The following is a 20,320-nucleotide window of genomic DNA, read 5'->3' on the forward strand; positions in this document are numbered from 1 at the left end:
GCTCATATTCCACCCTCAATGTTCCTTTCTGTTTGAGGGCTGGAAACTCGCAATTAATGTTGTTTACTAGGAACAGTCCGTTAGGAACTCTCCATGCGAATCCGAAGTTCATTTACACAATCCATTCTGCTGTTCATCTCTTTGCTTCTCGCGAGCCAAGTCTTTTCATACTACGCCGTTTTTAACTACGCGTTGATGCCAAGTTTGCAGCAGTTCAACAAAATTCTTGCTCACGAATTGAATTTAGTCCTAGATCAGAACGAAGCCTCAAAATCGGATGCACCACTACGCCATGAGTTACTCGAGAACCTTGGTGTAACAGTACACAGCGTTAAAAGTGATATGATGAAAGAGTTTGATAGTGCTGTGCCGATTGATTTAATGTCGGAAGAAATGACACAGCAGCTTGACTCCCCAACAGAAGTCCGTTTGATGCTAGGTAGTGAAAGTTACATTCTGTGGATGCATATCGACCAGCTACCAGATTCTATTATTCGAATTCCTCTCTCCGAATTACAAAAAGAAGATTTCGTCCCTTTATTTAGCCACAACTTGATTATGGCATTGGTTATTGTGGCTGGTGGCTGGCTGTTCATTCGTTTGCAAAACCGTCCATTAATCGCGTTAGAGAAGGCTGCAGAAGAAGTAGGACGAGGCGAGATCCCTCCGCCCCTACCGCATAGAGGTGCTTCTGAAATACGTTCAGTAACCCGAGCATTCAACCAAATGTCGAAAGGCATTCAAGAACTGGAAGAAGATCGTGCGCTATTGATGGCAGGCATCAGCCACGACTTACGCACGCCACTGACGCGTATTCGTCTTGCGACAGAAATGATGTCACCTGAAGACAGTTACCTAGCCGAAGGCATCATCAGTGATACCGAAGAGTGCAACGAGATCATTAGCCAGTTTATGGACTACCTCAAACCAGTAAATAAAGAGTCGTTTGAGCAGGTGGACATCAATACCATTACCAGCGATGTGGCAACGTCGGAAGGGGGTTATGAAGTCGAAATCGAAACGGACCTCAACCCAACGATGCTAACCGCAAAAGGCAGCCCAATCGCAATTAAACGCGCGGTGAGTAACCTTGTAGTCAACGCTCTACGATACGGTAATGGCTGGGTGAAAATCAGTACGGGCGTCACTGCCGACAAACAATTGGTGTGGATGTGCGTTGAAGACAATGGTCCGGGCATCGAGCAGTCGCAAATCGCCAAGCTGTTTGAACCTTTTACTCGTGGTGACACGGCGCGAGGCAGTGAAGGGACCGGATTGGGCTTAGCCATTGTGAAGCGTATCGTTAGCCAACATTCTGGTTCGGTTGTGGTGCGTAACCGCAGTGAAGGCGGGTTAAGCGCACAAATCAGTTTCCCAACCAAATAAAGCGTTCTTCGCTCAATCGATTCCAATAAAAAAGCCCAACCAAAGTCTGGTTGGGCTTTCCGATCATCCTAGTGCAAGGTTAGGATTCTTTTACCTCTTGAGCAACCAGCTCGTCTTCCTCTTCCAGTTTCTCTGGAAGCAGTAGGTTCAATACGATAGCGGTGATGCCGCCTGCTGCCACACCCGTGGAGAAAATGCTCTTAATAAACTCAGGCATGAATTGCAGAATTTCTGGTTTTTGTGCAATGCCCAAACCCATCGAGAACGACAACGCCATAATTAGGATTGCGCGGCGATCGAGGTCGACACGAGAGATGATGCGCACGCCTGCTGCGGCAATGGTACCGAACATCACGATAGTCGCGCCGCCCAGTACTGGCTCAGGAATCAGCTGAACAAAGCTTGCCACGCCTGGGAACAGACCCAGAATCACCAACATGCCTGAGATGAAGTAACCCACGTAACGGCTTGCTACGCCAGTGAGCATGATGATGCCGTTGTTTTGGCTGAAGGTAGAGTTTGGGAAGCTGTTGAATACCGCAGCAATCGCTGAGTTTAGACCATCAGCTAATACGCCGCCTTTGATGCGCTTCATGTAAACCGGACCTTTCACTGGCTCACCGGAAACTTCAGACGTTGCGGTGATGTCACCTATTGCTTCTAGTGCCGTGATGAAGAAAATCAGAACCAGTGGAATAAACAGCGACCAGTCGAAGCTTAAGCCGTATTGCATTGGGATTGGCAGCGCGATGAGGTCAGTTTCGCCCAGTGTTGAGGTGTCGACCATGCCCATGAAGTACGCCATGACGTAGCCAACCAGCATTGCAATTACAATTGATGCAACACGTAGGTATGGGTTCTTTGAACGGTTAAGGATTACGATCAAGCCAAGTACTGTACCAGCGAGAGCCAACTTGTCTAGGCTACCAAAAGATCCATCGCCCATTGCTGCGTAGCCACCGCCCATTGATACCAAACCCACTTGGATAAGCGTCAGGCCGATAAGCGTCACGACAATGCCTGATACCAGTGGCGTGATGATGCGGCGTGCGTGTTCTAGGACGCGAGATAGCAGGATTTCAGCAAAAGACGCGACCAAGATAGTACCGAAAATCGCTGCCATCATGGTGCTGAGATCAGCGCCGCCTGCCTTAAGAGAAAGACCCGCCCCAATGATTGGACCAAGGAAGTTAAAGCTGGTGCCTTGCACTGAAAGCAAGCCAGAGCCGATAGGACCAAAGGTGCGAATTTGAATAAAAGAAGACACGCCAGATGCAAACAACGACATGCTGATGATGGTGTTGGTTTGGTCAGCAGGCACACCCAAAGACTGACAAATGATCAGAGAAGGAGTGATAACGGCTACGAACATCGCCAATAAGTGCTGAAGTGCAGCAAAAATGGTCTGAGGTAGTGGTGGACGATCGTTTAACTGATAGACCAGTTCCGAAGTTCGGTTTGAAGTTGTCATGTTTGTCTCGCTAGTCGCAATAATTCTTGCCCCAGAGCTCGCTGAATGGGAGTGCTGGGTGGAGTTGACGTTATGACCTGTGATTGCTGTTAATCAGTGTCAACTCAGGTTGGTTTGATGTGACAAGGCGCACACCATAAATTTTGAGCGCGATTATAGAGGGATTTATTCAAAAAGCAAACGTTTGCTTTGAGCTAAAAAGAAAAGGCGATAACGGAATGGTTATCGCCTTTAAGGTTTTACTTTGGGAGTTTAGTTTTTTAAGTGTTTATCGAAGAAGCCCAACACATGAGCGTAATATTTAGCTCGGTGTTCATCTTTGTAAAAGCCATGTCCTTCATCGTCTAGTACAAAAGATTCGTATGGGTAGTTGAGCTTGTCGAGTGCTTTAGCCATTGCCTCATAATGTTCAATAGGCGCACGTTGATCTTTTCCCCCATGCACGAGAAGGATAGAAGCTTTCAACTTTTCTGCATTATGAGTTGGAGACATGGCTTTCCAGACTTTAGGGTCGGTTCCCAGTACTTCTTTCAAAAAGCTTAATCCCATGCGGCTATCGGGCACATCACCTTCGGTGAACATCAACTCAAGATCATAAACACCGGCACTGCCCACGGCGCACTGAAACAACTCAGGTGCAAGGGTGGCTGATTGCAATGCACTGTATCCGCCAAAGCTTCCGCCAGAAATACAGATGCGTTCTTTATCTGCGATGCCTTCTGCGACAATGTGTTTGGTGGCGTCGATGATGTCATATTGAATGTTCGTTCCCCATTTACGATAGCCAGCCTCTTCAAACTGCTTACCGAAACCACCACTGCCACGGAAATTTACTTGCATCACAGCATAGCCATTGTTAGCAAGAAATTGATTCTCCTCGGTAAAACGCCACCAATCTCGTGGACCATGAGGACCGCCATGCGGATTGACGATAAGAGGGAGATTTTTTGCTTCAGTATTTGGTGGCAACGTCAGATAACCAGAGATGGTTTTCCCGTCGCGACTGGTGAACTCAAAAGGCTTCACTTCGGCCATTTTCTCTGGGTCTAACCACTCTCGTGCCGAGAACAGATAACGAATTTCTTTTGGCTCGGTTGTAAATAAGTAGTAATCCCCAGGGTTTCTATCGTTAAAGGCCATAATGACGTAAGCATCACCAGCTTCTGTTTCACTGACTAGGCGAACTTGATGACCAGGTAGAGAAGTTAGGATCTGCTTTAGGTACTCGCTGCGTTTGTTTTTTGGATCAACAAAGGCATAAGTAGGGTAATCACTTTCAAACTCGACGGCGTAAAGTTGCTTTGAGTCTGGATCTAACCAATATTCCTTCGGATCGACGGTATCATCCGAGGCAACTTTTGTACTTTTACCGGTTTTTAAGTTGAGGTGATGGATTGCTCTTGGCTCACCTGACTGACTAATCGCGGCATAAACGGAATCTTGATTCTCTGCAAAGGAGATAGGATAGAACTCTTTGAAATTTTTTAAAGCCGCCAATTTATCGGAGCTTTTCCATTGATCGTTGACGCGATAATAAAGCTCGACTTTGTTATTGCTATTCAAACCTGAAACAAAGCGAACTTCACCATCATGGTCGGTGAGAAACCGACTAAACGGGATGGGTGCTGTCGTTATCTTCGAGCGTCTACCGGTGTATACGTTGACGCGGTACACCTCTCTTGGTGCTTCCAAGTTGAAACTGAATTCACCGAAAGGAAGAGCTGAAACTAAGATATGGCGGTCGTCCTCAGGCAGAATATCTAAGACATCACCATAAGCTCTTACGATAGAGGATGCTCGCACTAGGCGGCTAGTTTGAGGAGGGTTATAACCAAATATATAAGCGTATTTGTTTCCATCCACATTGGCCGAGACGAGTTCGCCATAGTAGCGAGGAGCGGTAGACCAACTCTTTAAATATTCTTTGGATGCGACAACTCGTTCATTATTGACCCAGTAATAATCACCCACTTGCTCGTTACCTGAGAAGCGCAGCACACTGCTCGGCTGCATGGTTTTACTGTCGAGTATAACCAAAGCATCTTTACCATCGATACTGGATTCAAAGGCTAAGTGCTTGCCGTCAGGTGATATTTTTGGATTAAAGTAAGCCGAACTTTTGGCAAAAAACTCAGCCGACTGAAGAATCGCGCTCTGTTTATCTTGCGCTGCTATGGGGGCGGAGTGTACAGAGCTAGCTAATGCTGCTGTGACCGCAAGCAAGGTACCTTTTTTCATGCATCTATCCTTGATGACATTGTGTATTTATGAACTTTTATATCCGCTTGGAGTATTAACTTTATGTAGAGTTTACTTGCTCTAACTTGTCGTAATTATTGAATAAAGTCGAGTTGGCTTTTATTAAATGAGATATTCATTGGTACAATGAATGTATGCGAAGCCAACCTTACAGAACAGTGTCTGTAAGGAGGTTTGTTAATGGAGTGAGGGTCGGTGAGAAAAGAAGCGTTTACGCCTTAGAGTAAATGTCACGCTCACCTAACCAACGGTCAATAATTGCTGTCGCATTCGTTGGGTAGTTGTCATGAATGTAACGCGCGATGCGTTGAACTTCCGGAATCAAGCGCTGATCTCGCACTAAGTCGGCAATTTTAAAATCTGCCAAGCCAGTTTGTTTGGTACCAAGAAGCTCACCCGGTCCACGAATCTCTAAGTCTTTCTGTGCAATCACGAAGCCGTCGTTGCTTTCACGTAATACGCCTAAACGTTTTTGGGCGGTTTTTGATAGTGGTGAGTGATACAACAACACACAATGGCTCGCCACTGAACCTCGACCAACACGACCTCTCAACTGGTGCAACTGAGCTAAACCTAAGCGCTCTGGGTTCTCGATGATCATCAAACTGGAATTGGGCACGTCCACGCCCACTTCAATCACCGTCGTTGCGACCAGCAAATGCAGCTTGTTGTCTTTGAAATCCTGCATCACCGCTTGTTTTTCTGCGGGCTTCATTCGTCCGTGCACTAGACCAATTTTTACGTCAGGCAGTTTACGTTGCAGCTCTTCTGCAGTGTCAGCAGCAGCTTGAGCCTCCAAGACTTCGGACTCATCAATCAAGGTACATACCCAATACGCTTGCTTGCCTTCGTTTAAGCAAGCATTGCGCACTCGTTCGACGATATCATCGCGTTTGGTGTCTGGAATCGCGACCGTCTGGATTGGTGTTCGACCCGGTGGTAACTCATCAATCACCGACGTTTCTAAATCAGCATAAGCTGTCATGGCTAACGTTCGCGGAATCGGTGTTGCTGTCATGATGAGCTGATGTGGATAAGCGCCTTGTTTCGCGCCTTTCTCGCGTAGCTCTAAGCGCTGGTGGACACCAAAGCGGTGCTGTTCATCAATAATGACCAAAGCAAGATGATGAAACTCAACATGCTCTTGGAAAAGGGCGTGAGTGCCCACTACCATTTGTGCTTCACCACTGGCAATTCGGGCTAGTTCGGCTTCTTTGGCTTTACCTTTCAATTTGCCCGCCAGCCAACCGACCTGAATGCCCATTCTCTCGAACCAATTAGCGAAGTTAATCGCGTGCTGTTCGGCGAGTAGCTCGGTCGGTGCCATTAAAGCGACTTGATAGCCGTGTTCAATGGCTCTGACTGCTGCGAGTGCGGCAACTAAAGTTTTCCCCGAGCCTACGTCACCTTGAACAAGGCGCATCATTGGGTGCGTTTTTTCTAAGTCAGCTTCAATTTCTTTGACGACTCGTGCTTGGGCATTGGTCGGTGAGAAAGGCAATTGAGCTAGTAGTTGCTTTTTCAGCGAGTTACACAACGCCAAAGGTAATGCAACGTCCTGTTGTCCTTTGCTGCGCACTGCCAGCATAGAGAGGTTCTGTGCCAGTAACTCTTCTATGATCAACCGAATTTGAGCTGGATGTTTACCTTCATCAAACTCATCCAAATTAATGGTTGGAGGCGGTCGATGAATCGTATGCAGCGCTTGCGACATGGTGATCTGGTGATTGTACAAACCGGAAGGCAGCAACTCTTGTACTGCGGCTTTATCGAGGAGTGATAAGGCTTGCTCCGTCAGGTTACGCAAAGTGATTTGGCGTAACCCATCGGTGGTTGGATAAACGGGGGTTAAGCTCTGTTCCACATCCGGCTTTTGCTCACTTACATAAAACTTGTAGTCAGGGTGAACAATTTCTAAGCCCATACCGCCACGCTTAATTTCACCGTAAGCGTGTACTAACTTACCATTCGAGAAATTGTTCTTCATCGCGGCAGTAAAGTTAAAAAAGCGTAGAGTAATGGTGCCATTGCCGTCACTGATTTTTACCGTCAGCATTTTGCGTTTGCCGAAAGTAGTATCGACAGCCATGACTTTGCCTTGTACCGCCGCCCAGAGCCCGGCATGCAGTTTGGCGATTGGGTAAATGCGAGTGCGATCTTCGTAACGAAGAGGAAGATGAAACAGTAGATCTTGAACGCTATGCAAGCCAACTTTGGCGAGTTTTTCTGCGACTTTAGCGCCAACTCCAGACAGAGAGGTTAAAGGAACAGCAGATAACATTTGGGCAGACATAGTGGGCTCAAGAAAATAGTTAACATAGCAGTATGTTAACCACTAAGCTGTGTTTTTGTACAGGATTAAGTTAGAGAAAGGGATATGGGAACGCTTACGCTCCGAGATTCGAGAATGCTTCGCTTTGGGAATCGGGATGTGTGCACTGGGGTATTGACTGAAAGAAGCTTAAGTATAGAAATAGTTGACAGAACTTGTCCCCAGAAAGGCAAAATAGAGTCGAATCCCGAATCCCGAATCCCGAATCCCGAATCCCGAATCCCGAATCCCGAATCCCGAATCCCGAATTTATTTCTTCTGCATCTCTTTCCACCATGATTCGTCAGCCACAATTTGGCCTTCTTCATCAAGTTGTGGATATTCTAGCCCTTTGCGTTTCGCTACCTTTGCTAAGACCGGGTGTCCTCGTTCAAACAGAATGCGGTTGATGGTCTCTTTTGGCAGAGCGCTTTCTTCACGTTCGTACATCCCAGCGGCTTCACGCTGACGCTGCGCTTCATAAAGAATCACAGCACTGGCGACTGAGACATTCAAAGACTGCACCATACCGATCATTGGGATAATGATGTCTTGGTCCGCGAGTTTCTTCGCTTGCTCTGAAGCACCAATTTTTTCGCTACCAAGAATGATCGCCGTTGGCTTGGTGTAGTCTATTTCTCGAAAGTCGACCGCGGTGTCCGAAAGGTTGGTGACCAGAACTTGCATGCCTTGCGCTTTGAGCTCGGTAATCGCAGTTTCAATCGAATCGTGAGTATCCACTTCAACCCAGTTACGAGCACCTGCTGAGGTGTGAGTCAGTGTGCGCATTTTGTCGGGCCAAATCGCATGAACTTTGTGTAAGCCTGTTGCGTCTGCTGTGCGGATCACGGCAGAAACGTTGTTCGGCTTATGGACTTCTTCAAGACATAGAGTGAGGTCGGTTTGGCGTGCTTTTAGCACCTGATGAATGCGGTTGTAACGTTCTAAATTCATAATAAATAGGGATATAAAAAAATCGCCACCCAGAGTGTGGGTGGCGATAGAGTTTAGTTCTTTCTTCGTCTGACTCGAGTCGCCTGTGGCATGGTCTTAATCTTACGCATGATGCCAGCAAGGTGAACACGATCTTTGGTGGTTAGCAGAACGGTAACGGTATACAAGCGACCGTCGCGTTCTTCAGTTGAAAGACCGTGAATGTTCGAACCGGTTTTCGAAATCACATTGGTCAATTCCGCTAACGCACCTTGGTTGTTGAGCATATCGACTTTCAGTTCCGCGATGAACTCTTTGTCGTACTCTTCAGACCAAGCGACTGCCATGTATTTGTCTGGTTCTTTCTGGTATCCGCGAACGTTTGGACATGTTTCACGGTGAACCACAAGGCCACGACCTGGTGATACGTGAGCAATGATGTGGTCATCCGGGATAGGGTGACAACAATTTGCGAAAGTCAGTAGTAGACCTTCTGCTCCACGGATTGGCAGTTTCTTGTTAGATTCGTTTGGAATCGAGCTCGTGGTGGTCAATTCATCAGTGTCGCCCAATAAGCGACGTGCGATGACGATACTCATCAATTCACCCAAACCAATGGCTGCTAGCAGATCATCGACGCTTTCTAGGCGCAGATCAGTCAGCACTTCTTGGATGTTTTCTGGGTAGATTGAATCAATCGAATGACGACCTAAAGCGTGATTCAGTAGACGACGACCCAAGGTAATCGACTCTTCACGACGCATGGTCTTCAACACTTGACGAATCTTAGTGCGAGCGCGAGAAGTCACGACATAGTTTAACCAAGCCGCGTTTGGACGCGCACCTGGTGCACTGATGATTTCTACTGTCTGACCGTTCTTCAGTGCCTTACTCAGTGGGTAAGGGTTACGGTCAACACGAGCACCAACACAAGAGTTACCGACATCAGTATGTACGGCATAGGCAAAGTCGACAGCCGTTGCGCCTAATGGCAATTCAACGATACGACCTTTTGGTGTGAAGACGTAAATCTCATCTGGGAATAGATCCGATTTTACGTTTTCAATGAATTCGAATGAGTTACCAGCGCTTTGTTGCAGCTCAAGCAGGCTTTGCATCCAACGCTGAGCTTTCACTTGCGCAGTTGTGCCAGACTTGTCGCCCTTGTCTTTGTATGACCAGTGCGCAGCGACACCTTTGTCCGCCATTTGATCCATATCTTCGGTACGGATCTGAACTTCAACTGGCACGCCATGTGGGCCAACCATAGAAGTATGCAGCGATTGGTAGCCGTTCGCTTTTGGTACCGCAATGTAATCTTTCATGCGACCAGGACGCGGCTTATACAAGCTGTGTACTTGGCCTAGAACGCGATAACAAGTATCGGCAGTATCAACAACCACTCGGAAAGCGTAGATATCCATGATGGTGTGGAAACGCTGTTCTTTGGTTTTCATCTTGTTATAGATGGAGAACAGGTTCTTTTCACGACCTAACACGCGCGCATTCAAGCCAACATCTTCGAGTCGACCTTCAATTTCGCTGTGAATACGTTGGATCATCTCTTTACGATTACCACGTGCCGCTCTTACCACTTCTTTTAGAACGCGGTAGCGGTTCGGGTAAAGCGCTTCGAAGCCAAGCTCCTCAAGTTCCGTTTTGATATTGTGAATACCAAGACGGTGAGCCAGTGGCGCGTAGATTTCCAGTGTTTCGCGAGCAATACGGCGTTTTTTGTCGGGGCGCAGGGCACCTAACGTGCGCATGTTATGCGTACGGTCAGCCAGTTTGATCAGGATAACGCGGATGTCTTGCACCATCGCCAGAACCATCTTACGGAAGTTCTCGGCTTGAGCCTCTTTCCTATCGCGGAATTTGAGTTTGTCCAGTTTAGATACACCATCAACCAGCTCAGCGACGGTATTGCCGAATTTCTCTTCGAGATCTTCTTTTGTAACGTCACAGTCTTCGATGACGTCATGCAGCAACGCAGCTTGGAGGGTTTCGATATCGAGGCGCATTTCGGCCAAGATCCGAGCCACAGCGACTGGGTGGATGATGTATGGTTCACCGCTTGAGCGGGTTTGCCCTTCATGGGCATCTCTTGCTACCACATAAGATTGACGCAGAGCCTCAATTTGAGGCTCTGTTAGGTATTCTTGGGCAACGTCTTTGAGGCTATCGAATAGATACAAATTATAGGCCCGGGAGGTTGTTGAATTCTAAAGTCAGAATTAACGGTTGTGAGCGATGCTGCTTACTGCCGCTAGCTCTGCCGCTTCTTGCTCTTGCTGTTCTTGACGTTCACGAGCGTCTAGAACTTCTTTAGTAATTAAACCTTCTTCGATTTCGCGTAGAGCGATAACCGTTGGCTTATCGTTCTCTTCTGGCACTAGTGCATCTTTACCGCCAGTTTGCATTTGACGAGCGCGGCGAGCCGCAATCAGTACTAGGTCGAAACGGTTGCCAACTTTTTCAACAGCGTCTTGAACAGTTACGCGTGCCATGAGGACTCCAAATAGTTAACTAAATTTTGAATGACGAGAAAGTATACAGTCTCAGCGTAATATTTACTAGCGATAAGACGTGCAACAACAATGACTTTCTATATAAGCAATATAAGCTTCCTTACCGTAATAAAGAAGCGAAAATTTGTGTTTCAGTGCAGAATTACTCTGCTAGAAGCGCGTCAAGCATACCTTTATATTTAGCAGCTTGCTTTTCTTCCTTCAATCTTTCCGCACGTAGAATGGCTTTAAAGTCCATTAATGCAGTATCGAAATCGTCGTTTACGATTACGTAATCGTACTCGTTGTAGTGTGAGATTTCAGATTTTGCTTCTGCCATGCGTTTTGCGATCACTTCTTCGCTGTCTTGACCACGAGTGTTTAGACGGCGTTCTAGCTCACCATTTGATGGTGGTAGGATAAAGATGCTTTTCGCTTCTGACATTTGCTTACGGATTTGACGTGCGCCTTGCCAGTCGATGTCTAGGAAAACGTCGATGCCTTTGTTTAGCGTTTCTTCAATCCATACGCGTGATGTGCCGTAGTAGTTACCAAACACTTCTGCGTATTCTAGGAAGTCGCCTTGTGCAATCAGAGCTTCGAACTCTTCTTTTGCAACGAAATGGTAGTGGATACCGTTTTCTTCGCCAGGGCGCATGCCACGAGTAGTATGAGACACAGACACTTTCATTGCGTATGTTGGGTTACGTTCCAACATTGCTGAGATCAAGCTAGATTTACCTGCGCCGCTAGGTGCAGATACGATATAGAGAGTACCTTTGCCCATTGTACTGTTCCACTTTTGGTTGGATTGAGTGAATGCCGAAAGAAGTCTCGACCTTGTTGTCATGCCAATGACGTTTATTCACGAGATTGGTATAACGATAGCACTGGCGTTGATGATTTCCTCATCAAACTGCTTGAGATTGGTGATAAACCCGCCAGAAAAATGGAGGCGAAGAGTATCATGATCTCCCTGAGGTTGCTAGCCGATCTTTTGGATCTTTGAGGTGTGGTATGAATTCGCCTTCTTTATACAGAAACGAAAAAAGGGGAAGCTTTCACTTCCCCAGGCGTGCGACTGACTCACACTTAATTTTCGGAGCAACCACAACCACTTTGGTTACTACTTTGCAGATGTTGGTTTCCTGTTAGCCTTGGGACTCTAGGAAGTTGATCCAAGGGCTCGCGACAGGCTTCATGTCAGGCGATTGCGCTGCACTCTTCATTGCTTTTAGTGCATTACTTGGCTGATTTAATTCGAAGTACGCCATACCTCGAATGTAGTTCAGTTCACCTTTATCATCACGCTTGGCGTCTGGCGCAGCATTCTTGGCAAACTTGGTTGCTGCAGAGTACTGCTTATCTAAGATCATCAAACGAGCAATCTTGATCTGCGTTTTTGCTTTTGGCGCTAACTTATAAGCCGCAACATAGGTTTCAATCGACTTATCGAGCTCCTGCGCTTGCTGCCAGAAAGAAGCCAGCTTCTCCAAGTTTTTAGCATTACGCGTGATCTTACCTTCATCCATCGACACTTGCATTGTCTTGGCTGCACGGAAAGGTACACCTTGATAAGCTTGGAAGTTCACTAAACGTAAGTACTCTTTTTCTTCCTCTAGAAGGCCTAATTTATGAGCCATCTCCAAAGTAGAAAGTGCATTTCGTTCTTGATTTAACTCCATATAAATACCAGACAATTGAGTCCAGTAGCGCTTATTTTTTGGATACTTGGTGGTTAAAATTTTCAGTACGCCAGCAACACTTTTGAATTGCTTAAGTTCATAGTGCGCGGACATCAGCAATTGATACCAAGACTCACTTGGGTTCTTACTCATTGCGATTGCTTTTTTGGTCGGTGGAATCGCATTTTTGTAATCAGACAACTGAACATAAGCACTCGCTAATGTTATGTATGCGTGTGCTTGTGGCTTTTCTTCCGTCGTTTCAGCAATCTTGAACCATTCCTTCATCGTAACGACAGACTTTTTAAACTGGCCTTCTGCTAGATAAAGCTGAGCTAAGCTATAACGTACTTGTTGTGCTACTGGTACCGGTAGAGCGTCTAAACTCAAAGCTTGAGCAAAGTACTTCGCGGCCTTAGGGTAGTCGTCCTTTAATGAATATAGGAACCCCATTTGTTGTAGCAAAACGGCTTTGTCATATTGCCTCTTGCCAGAGCTTTCCAGCGCTGAGTTAATCTTTGAAATCGCTTTAGAGTAATTTTCTTCGGCGATAAGTTCTTGAACTTTATTTACCGTTCGAAACGTTCTGTCAGACAACTCTGGTGTTTTTGCTAGGGCAGGTGCGCTGTACGCACCTGCAATAACCAATAGAGAAGCTAACAATTTTGTATATGTTTTCATGTTGCAACTCCTTAGTTTGTAGAGAACTCAATTTCTTGCGATAAGCGTGAAGTAACCGGCTTTCCATCAACCATTTTTGGTTTAAAGGTCCACTTTGATACGGTTTTTCTTGCTGCTTTACCCAAGCCTAACTTACGTGGAGTTTCTTTTAAGACTTTGACATCTTGAACACTGCCACGCTCGTTAACAGTAAACTCTACTAAAACGATACCTTTCTCAATCCCTGCTCGTGCCGCTTTACGTGGCATTTGAGGTTGGAATGTTGCAAGAGGAACAGGGCCTCCGCTTCCAGCCAGTTGAGCACCACCACCTTGCGAGTAGTGACCGAGTACGGAACCACCTGTAACATTGACTGGTAAGTCAAGTTTTGGCATGTCCATCGGGATTTGATCCATCACCGGCTTGACCGTCGCTGTCACCTTCATTTCAGGTGGTGGCGGTGGGCGTTTCGGTGGTGGTGGTTTCGGGAGTTCGCGCTTTTTCTCCTGTATTTTTTCGTCCGGTTTAATGCGAATGAATTCAACCATACGGAGATCATCATTCGACACTAGCTCGTGGCGCTCTTTGTTTACTAGCTTGTCCATCCCCCAGAACAATCCGAGGGAGACAATGAGCGCCAGTGCAATTGAGGCCAGATACCGCATAGGCTTAATCCTTATTGGTTGCGGCGATGGAGATGCTTTCTACACCTGCCATCTTAATCTGGTCCATAACCTTCACGACTACACCAGCGTTAGCTTCAGTATCCGCTTGGATAACAACCGCACCGTCTGGGCTTTCTGCACGTAGACGTTCGATGTTGGCACGTACGGCATCTACTTCGATGCGACGTTTATCAACCCAAACATCACCCGCAGCGCCGATGGCAACCATGATGTTACCTTTCTTCACGGTTTGCGCTGAGCTTGCCGTAGGGCGATTTACTTCTAGACCGGCTTCTTTAACGAACGATGTTGTTACGATAAAGAAGATCAACATGATGAAGACGATGTCGAGCATCGGTGTCATATCGATAGCAGCTTCATCACTGCTGTCATTGCTATAGCGTCTCTTCATGACCTATACCTCTAATTCCGTTTACTCAGGCAATATGCTTTAGCTTGTCTTCAAGCTTCTGCGTGGTGACTTTGGCTAAATGATCAAGACGAGTACTAAAGAACAGTCCTGATAGAGAAGCCACCATTCCCGCTAATGTTGGGATTGTTGCCTTTGAGATCCCCGAGGCCATTGCTCGAGGGCTTCCTGTACCTGTAACCGCTAAGATATCGAATACTTGAATCATGCCGACAACGGTGCCGAGTAGACCAAGTAAGGGACAAAGTGCAATCAATACTTTAACGATTGGTAGTCCCTTTTTATTCTCAATATCCTGACAAGAAACGATTTCTTGTCGGATCATCTTAGCGTTCCAGCTTTTATGTTCTGAGCGCTCTTCCCAAAAGCTAACGGCTTTTTTCATTGCTTTTGGAGCGACGGCAGCGAAGTAAAACCAACGTTCTAGCAATACTGCCCACAACATGAAGCTGAGGATAAAGATGACGACAAGCACGTCGCCACCCATTCCCAAGAAGCGCCTAATTGATTCAAGTTCTCCAACTAACCACCACATAACGCCTCCTTAGCTTTCGGCTTTATGCAGTTTTTCCTGATAGCGAGCGATGAAGCCTGCACTCTGTTCTTCAAGAGTTTGAACCAAACGACGACCTTTACTGTGTACGATGGTGTACAGGAACAGCAGAGGAATTGCGACAACCAGACCAAGCATCGTAGTAACAAGTGCTTCTGAGATACCGCCAGCCATTAGCTTCGGATCACCTGTACCAAATAGTGTGATTGCTTGGAACGTACCGATCATACCCATAACCGTACCTAATAGACCTAGAAGCGGTGCTACAGAAGCGAACAGTTTGATTGAGCTGATAAAGCGTTCAATGCTCGGTGCGTTACGTAGGATGATCTCGTCCAGCTTCGCTTCAAGATCTTCAAGGTTGTCACCTTTGTGTTCTTGGTAAGCTTGGATAACTTCACCTAGAGGGTTGCCAGGAATAACAGTGTCGGATTTCGCTTGCTTACGCATCTTGCCACCGATAACCAATAGGCGTAGGTAACAAGCGAGTGCGATCAGTGCACCAACTGCACCCATAGCTAGGATTACGTAGCCAACGATACCACCTTGGTCAATACGTTCCTGAACGGTAGGGCTTTGCACAAGTAGAGACAGAATCACACCACGAGATGGGTCGATAAACAGTGGTTCGTATGTGCCGTCTGCTGCTTCAAAACCGCCAACTAGAAGAGTGATGTTTTTGCTTGGTTGGCGTGATAGCTCTTCGAACTTACCAGTTTGAGGTACGTAAGTTACGTATTTGCCATCTGCGATTGCGTTAAACTCACCCACTAGGGTTACATCACGTACCGCTTCTTTACCTTCACCATATACAACGGTTGCTTCAGCTGTCGTTGTATCACCTGATGCAACTACCTGTTGTAAAATAGTGTGCCAAAACGCTTCAAGTTCTTGCGTTGATGGCAGTTCTTTACTTTCTGCTAGCTTAGACAGCAGAGCATCACGCTCAGGGAAAAGAACGGCGTTTTGCGAAGCGGCGAATAGACCTTTAAACTCACCAGCATACTGGCGAACCACACCAAACATCTCACCTAAAGTACCTGAACGAACGCGCAGTGTTTCAGTCAGTTCAGTTAGCTGCTTGTCGTTTTCATCAAACGTGGCTTTTAGCTCATCACCAAGTGCTTGTTGCGCTGCAAGTTCTGCACGAGCTTTTTCAAGAAGTGCAGCTTGTTGGTCACGGTTGTTTTTGAACTCAGCTTCACGAGCTTTGTTCTCTTTTGATTCAACAATACTTTCTGATTTTACGTTTTTTAGTAGCTCAGATAGGTTCTGCGGTGCTTCAGCTTGAGCACCAGAAATCATGAATAAGCTCGCTAGCAAACCAGCGGCTAGAGTTTTGAATCCTTTCATTTCTTATTCCTCCCCAGCAAATACAGGCAGTTTGATCAGCGCTGGTGGCGCTTGTTTCTTAGCGATACGAAGGCCTTGCTGTACAGCGATACGGTAGTTTTCAGGTAGTGACTCCCATTGACGGGTTTGTTGATTCCACATTCCTGTTTCACCGCCATCCGGAGATTGGAATAAAAGCGCAGTACGACCAATACGTAGGAAGTCGTAAGTCACGGTCTCACCGTTGCGCTCTAGGCTAGCTTTGTAAGATTCAATTGAGCGAGAGAAGCCTTCTTCGATTTGATACGCTTCCATCACTTTACGGAATTTTTCTGAAGTCGTTACGTCTGCACGGTCCATTAGGTCACGCAGTTCATTGACACGCTTAGTACGCTCTTCTTTTTGGAAAGGAAGGTCGAGTACGACGAATTCATCAAGTGCATCAATCATTTTCAGCGTCAAAGGTACAACCTCAGTCGCCGTTTGGTCGATTTGAGCAATCTGACTGTTCAATGAATCCAGCTCTCCCTGCTGAGATTGAACCATGCGATTGATTTGTTCGTTGTAGACTTTCATGCTGTCAATTTGGCGAAGCAAGCCTTTGTATTCAGCTAGCATGCTTTCCGCACTTTCAGCATATCCGTCGATTTTTTGTTGTGAAGCCTGAGAAGACTTCGTTGTCTTTGTTTGGTTAGCGACAACAGTACCGGAGTCTGCAGCAATAGCTGCTCCACTTACCGATAAAATTGCGGCAGTAACTGCACTTACGCCAAATTCCTTTAACGTCATAGTAGCATCCTTGTCAGTGTATAAAAGTCAGTCGAATGGGGCGCAGGAAAGACTCCTGCGCCAAAGTTTTTAATTAAAAGTTTTGAGAGTAGTTAACGAAGAATACACGGCCTTGAATACTGTACAGTTCATCGTTGTATGTAACACCATCTGCTTCAAATGCTGGATCTTCGTCAGTTAGGTTACGTACACCTGCTGTTAGTTTTGCATCCCAAGGTGCCATGTAGTTGTAGGCTACGTTGAACGTTGTGTAGCTTGGGATCTTGCCGGTCTTGTTGTAGTTCTTATCTACGTCTTGTGCTTGAGAGGCAATGTGATCAGCCGATAGGTAAATATCGTGATCACTCAAGATATTGAAGCCAACACCCGTTTGGAAACGGTACTCAGGAAGACCGTTACGGCCGACTTTGTTGTTTGTTGGGCCATTAACATATTCAGGGCTGCTGTAATCTAGTACGTAAGTACCAGCAAAGTCATAACGTACAGTTGCAACATCAAAGTCGTATAGGTAGTTTACTTTCAAGTCGATACCCGATGTTTCAAGGTCACCGATGTTTGATAGTGGAACTACAGCGTGCGTAATGCTGCCCGCAGAGTCACGCGTAATATTCGAGTTTGGCTGACCACTGCTACGCTCTTGGTCAATCATGCTCTGTAGCGTGTTCATCACGATAGTGTCTTCAATACGGATATTGTAGTAATCCGCTGTTAACGCTAGATCTTCGATTGGCGAGTAGCTTACACCGAAGTTAAATGATGTTGATGTTTCAGCATCTAGATCTTCATTTGATGTACGCGTTGTTGTGTACTGCTTCTCAGGACAATCTGCATCAGAGATACCTTGGTCTTCACAGTAAACGTAGTCTTTTGCGTAGTCATTTGATTCGCTATCCGCACCGTAAAGGTTGCTTAGAGAAGGAGCGCGGAAGCCCATACCTGCGCCAGCTCGGAACATTAAGTTGTCGAGAGGCTGGTAACGGAATGATGCTTTTGGTGAAACAGCACTACCGAAGTCGCTGTAGTGGTCGTAGCGTAGTGCTACGTTCATTTCTAGCTCATCTGTGAATGCGATCAGAGACTCTGCAAAGAGTGCGTATGTTTGGCGGTCACCAGCAGCTGAGTTACCAGCACTACCAATGATGTTACCCGCTTCACTTTGTGAATCGTATTGGTCAAAGTAGTCATACGTTGTTGCTTCAGCACCAATGTATAGTGGAATGGTTACATCACCGATATCTGCTAGGTCGAACTGTAAACCACCATTGATCTGGTGCATTTCCATTTGCGATTCACGAGCAGTAGTCGCGGCCAGATCTTTAGTCGCGTCAGCACTAAACTCGCCATTTACGAATTGACCAGAGTTAGCCAATGCTTCTGCTGGTGAGCGTAGAACATAGCCAGTACCGCGTTCATTACTGTTTGAGTAGTTAAGGTGGTAGCCTGTTTCCCAGATTACCTCACCAAATCCGTCAGTATAGAAGGAGCCGTCTAGACCCGCTTTCATATCCGCTTGGAAATCCGTAACGTTTGTGTCACGCGTACCTACGTTCGTAAAACGGTAGTAAACACTTGCAGGGCCCTTAGATGGGTCCAAGCCGTTCTCTGTAAAGAAATCAGCGCCGCCTGATGTTGTAGGATCAACTTCAAAGTAACCCGCTGCTGGGGCAAAACGACCGAAGCTTTCGTTACGGCTTAAAAGCATTTGTGCGTTAAAGGTTGTTGTATCTGATAGGAAAATATTACCATTTACAAAAACTGTATTTCGTTCAAGAGAAGCGGTTTGAGCTGCTTCTGAGGTGTAATCATAACCACACATAGGGCCAAGACCAGGGTATTCAGTAACACCCACGAAGCCTTTAGAAGAGTCACACTTCGCATCAGTTTCATAACCGTTCAGAGGCTTTAGTTTGCCATCATGATATACGTTACGGCCGTAAATACTTACGCCAGACATGTCAAAGTAGTTATCTGAGCTAGTATTCTTTGAGCTCAAGTAGTCACGGTCTCTTTGGTAGATCTCGCCTTTGGAATCGTGTTCAAACGAGAAGTAAATATTACCTTTTTCGCCAGAAGTACCCGTTACGATAGAGAAGTTTTGTTCGTCACCGCCTTCTTGCGAAGGGATGCCGCCACCAACAGTTACGTTAATGCCGTCAAACTCGTCTTTTAGAATTACGTTCACAACACCTGCAACAGCGTCTGAACCGTATACTGCAGAACCACCATCGGCCATTACCTCTACGCGCTCAACGATAGCTGCTGGAATGACGTTCAGGTTTGCTGCGCCGCCGCCCATTGTTGCAGAACCTGGTAGACGCTTACCGTTGATTAGAACAAGTGTTCGTGAAGCACCTAGACCACGTAGTGACATGGTTGCTTGGCTCTGCCAAGAGCTACCTGAACTTTCGCTGTATGAACCGAAAGAGTTGAATGAAGATTTACGTAGTACATCAGCGATAGAGATATCACCGGCGCGCTCAATTTCTGCTCGGCCGATAACCGCTACTGGTGTGCTTCCTTCCATAGACGCACGCGTTAGACGCGAACCAGTAACTTTCATTTTTTGAAGTTTTTCAACTTGCTGCTCTTCTGCCTGTGCTGCTAGAGGTGCCACTGCTGCGGTTCCCAGTGCAAGGCTGATCGCAACAGATAAAGCGGTTGTGTTTTTATACATCCTTGTTGCTCCGATTATTATTATTTCCTATGTGCGGTCATATAAAGACCAATTATGACGTTAATATTTCGTTAACGTTCTGGACATGTATAACCGAGATGAAAAAAGGAAGTCAAACCAGTGGTAAACAGAGATAAAGAAATGTAAAAAAGATGTAAAAAACCAAAGCTGATATAAATAACAGCATATTTTGCTGTTTAGCTTTTATAAACCGAGATTAAATTTTAATAAAACACCGTATTTTGTGTTTCTTGTAAAGATTAATGACTTATCTTGCCTGTAGTTTTTAAGTGGGCGATTAGTACTGAAAGTTGGTGTATATATAGAGAATTATTCTTTTATGAGGTTTTTATGGAATGCTCTGTATGTTAACTCGATCGCATGGGGTGGTATCAGAATATGATACCCACCGTAATAAAAGGGCTCACTCGTATTTTAGGGTCAAATGGAAGTTAGGTTGTTTTGTCTATTTATTCTCCATATTTGCATGTTTATATAGGGTTTTGGCTCTAGAGTGCCTAGGTTGATATTCTGTGTGAATTGGTTTTGTGGTTTTTTATAATTATTTACAAAAACATTTCTATTTTTCGACATCGGAAGAAGTTTGTCATGTTTTGGATTCAAACACTTGAAGCTTACTCAGATTCAAGATAAATATGACGCTG

At 46.0% G+C, this 20,320-nt stretch carries 15 protein-coding genes; 1 reads left to right on the top strand and 14 read right to left on the bottom strand.

From position 1 onward, the window contains the following. Positions 1–93: 93 nt before the first annotated feature. The gene (gene envZ / locus A8140_RS01315; RefSeq protein ID WP_005529119.1) at positions 94–1,386 is read left to right on the top strand and encodes a two-component system sensor histidine kinase EnvZ; all 1,293 of its coding nucleotides are present in this window, start codon (positions 94–96) and stop codon (positions 1,384–1,386) included. 79 nt (positions 1,387–1,465) lie between these two features. Here the strand turns inward: envZ and A8140_RS01320 are convergent, their stop codons facing one another. The 14 genes from A8140_RS01320 to A8140_RS01385 form a co-directional block, all read right to left on the bottom strand. Beyond that, on the bottom strand, positions 1,466–2,857 hold the full coding sequence (locus A8140_RS01320) for a uracil-xanthine permease family protein (protein ID WP_005529120.1): 1,392 nt from the start codon (positions 2,855–2,857) through the stop codon (positions 1,466–1,468). A gap of 252 nt (positions 2,858–3,109) precedes the next feature. Then, entirely contained in the window at positions 3,110–5,095 is a 1,986-nt protein-coding gene (locus A8140_RS01325; protein ID WP_005529122.1) for a S9 family peptidase, read from the bottom strand. Between the two features lie 232 nt (positions 5,096–5,327). Beyond that, complete coding sequence (gene recG / locus A8140_RS01330; RefSeq protein ID WP_005529123.1) at positions 5,328–7,409, bottom strand: ATP-dependent DNA helicase RecG; 2,082 nt, start codon at positions 7,407–7,409, stop codon at positions 5,328–5,330. 288 nt (positions 7,410–7,697) lie between these two features. Continuing rightward, positions 7,698–8,381 carry a tRNA (guanosine(18)-2'-O)-methyltransferase TrmH gene (trmH, locus tag A8140_RS01335; protein WP_005529125.1) on the bottom strand — a complete coding sequence of 228 codons (684 nt, stop codon included), beginning with the start codon at positions 8,379–8,381 and terminating at the stop codon, positions 7,698–7,700. Between the two features lie 53 nt (positions 8,382–8,434). Then, entirely contained in the window at positions 8,435–10,555 is a 2,121-nt protein-coding gene (gene spoT / locus A8140_RS01340; RefSeq protein ID WP_005434453.1) for a bifunctional GTP diphosphokinase/guanosine-3',5'-bis pyrophosphate 3'-pyrophosphohydrolase, read from the bottom strand. Positions 10,556–10,594: 39 nt separating this feature from the next. Continuing rightward, positions 10,595–10,867 (bottom strand): DNA-directed RNA polymerase subunit omega, encoded by a 273-nt coding sequence (gene rpoZ / locus A8140_RS01345; protein ID WP_005379346.1) that lies wholly within the window; start codon positions 10,865–10,867, stop codon positions 10,595–10,597. A 163-nt stretch (positions 10,868–11,030) separates the two neighbouring features. Then, on the bottom strand, positions 11,031–11,654 hold the full coding sequence (gene gmk, locus A8140_RS01350) for a guanylate kinase (RefSeq protein WP_005529128.1): 624 nt from the start codon (positions 11,652–11,654) through the stop codon (positions 11,031–11,033). Positions 11,655–12,018: 364 nt separating this feature from the next. Beyond that, positions 12,019–13,233: a tetratricopeptide repeat protein gene (locus tag A8140_RS01355; RefSeq protein WP_005529130.1), complete on the bottom strand. Its 1,215-nt coding sequence runs from the start codon at positions 13,231–13,233 to the stop codon at positions 12,019–12,021. An 11-nt stretch (positions 13,234–13,244) separates the two neighbouring features. After that, entirely contained in the window at positions 13,245–13,877 is a 633-nt protein-coding gene (locus A8140_RS01360; RefSeq protein ID WP_005529132.1) for an energy transducer TonB, read from the bottom strand. 4 nt (positions 13,878–13,881) lie between these two features. Continuing rightward, positions 13,882–14,289 carry an ExbD/TolR family protein gene (locus A8140_RS01365; protein WP_005430119.1) on the bottom strand — a complete coding sequence of 136 codons (408 nt, stop codon included), beginning with the start codon at positions 14,287–14,289 and terminating at the stop codon, positions 13,882–13,884. 25 nt (positions 14,290–14,314) lie between these two features. Further along, positions 14,315–14,842, bottom strand: coding sequence for a MotA/TolQ/ExbB proton channel family protein (locus A8140_RS01370; protein ID WP_005529134.1), 528 nt, complete (start codon positions 14,840–14,842; stop codon positions 14,315–14,317). Positions 14,843–14,851: 9 nt separating this feature from the next. Next, positions 14,852–16,213: a MotA/TolQ/ExbB proton channel family protein gene (locus A8140_RS01375; RefSeq protein ID WP_005529135.1), complete on the bottom strand. Its 1,362-nt coding sequence runs from the start codon at positions 16,211–16,213 to the stop codon at positions 14,852–14,854. A gap of 3 nt (positions 16,214–16,216) precedes the next feature. Continuing rightward, the gene (locus A8140_RS01380; RefSeq protein WP_005529137.1) at positions 16,217–16,981 is read right to left on the bottom strand and encodes a DUF3450 domain-containing protein; all 765 of its coding nucleotides are present in this window, start codon (positions 16,979–16,981) and stop codon (positions 16,217–16,219) included. Between the two features lie 73 nt (positions 16,982–17,054). After that, positions 17,055–19,655 carry a TonB-dependent receptor plug domain-containing protein gene (locus tag A8140_RS01385; protein ID WP_005529139.1) on the bottom strand — a complete coding sequence of 867 codons (2,601 nt, stop codon included), beginning with the start codon at positions 19,653–19,655 and terminating at the stop codon, positions 17,055–17,057. Between the last annotated feature and the right edge of the window lie 665 nt (positions 19,656–20,320).

It is taken from the genome of Vibrio campbellii CAIM 519 = NBRC 15631 = ATCC 25920, assembly GCF_002163755.1.
Classification (GTDB): domain Bacteria; phylum Pseudomonadota; class Gammaproteobacteria; order Enterobacterales; family Vibrionaceae; genus Vibrio; species Vibrio campbellii.

Bases quoted from the DNA above. Each gene is read 5' to 3' on its own strand.
- envZ (WP_005529119.1), top strand. From the start codon at position 94: ATGCGAATCCGAAGTTCATTTACACAATCCATTCTGCTGTTCATCTCT.
- A8140_RS01320 (WP_005529120.1), bottom strand. From the start codon at position 2,857: ATGACAACTTCAAACCGAACTTCGGAACTGGTCTATCAGTTAAACGAT.
- A8140_RS01325 (WP_005529122.1), bottom strand. From the start codon at position 5,095: ATGAAAAAAGGTACCTTGCTTGCGGTCACAGCAGCATTAGCTAGCTCT.
- recG (WP_005529123.1), bottom strand. From the start codon at position 7,409: ATGTCTGCCCAAATGTTATCTGCTGTTCCTTTAACCTCTCTGTCTGGA.
- trmH (WP_005529125.1), bottom strand. From the start codon at position 8,381: ATGAATTTAGAACGTTACAACCGCATTCATCAGGTGCTAAAAGCACGC.
- rpoZ (WP_005379346.1), bottom strand. From the start codon at position 10,867: ATGGCACGCGTAACTGTTCAAGACGCTGTTGAAAAAGTTGGCAACCGT.
- gmk (WP_005529128.1), bottom strand. From the start codon at position 11,654: ATGGGCAAAGGTACTCTCTATATCGTATCTGCACCTAGCGGCGCAGGT.
- A8140_RS01355 (WP_005529130.1), bottom strand. From the start codon at position 13,233: ATGAAAACATATACAAAATTGTTAGCTTCTCTATTGGTTATTGCAGGT.
- A8140_RS01360 (WP_005529132.1), bottom strand. From the start codon at position 13,877: ATGCGGTATCTGGCCTCAATTGCACTGGCGCTCATTGTCTCCCTCGGA.
- A8140_RS01365 (WP_005430119.1), bottom strand. From the start codon at position 14,289: ATGAAGAGACGCTATAGCAATGACAGCAGTGATGAAGCTGCTATCGAT.
- A8140_RS01370 (WP_005529134.1), bottom strand. From the start codon at position 14,842: ATGTGGTGGTTAGTTGGAGAACTTGAATCAATTAGGCGCTTCTTGGGA.
- A8140_RS01375 (WP_005529135.1), bottom strand. From the start codon at position 16,213: ATGAAAGGATTCAAAACTCTAGCCGCTGGTTTGCTAGCGAGCTTATTC.
- A8140_RS01380 (WP_005529137.1), bottom strand. From the start codon at position 16,981: ATGACGTTAAAGGAATTTGGCGTAAGTGCAGTTACTGCCGCAATTTTA.
- A8140_RS01385 (WP_005529139.1), bottom strand. From the start codon at position 19,655: ATGTATAAAAACACAACCGCTTTATCTGTTGCGATCAGCCTTGCACTG.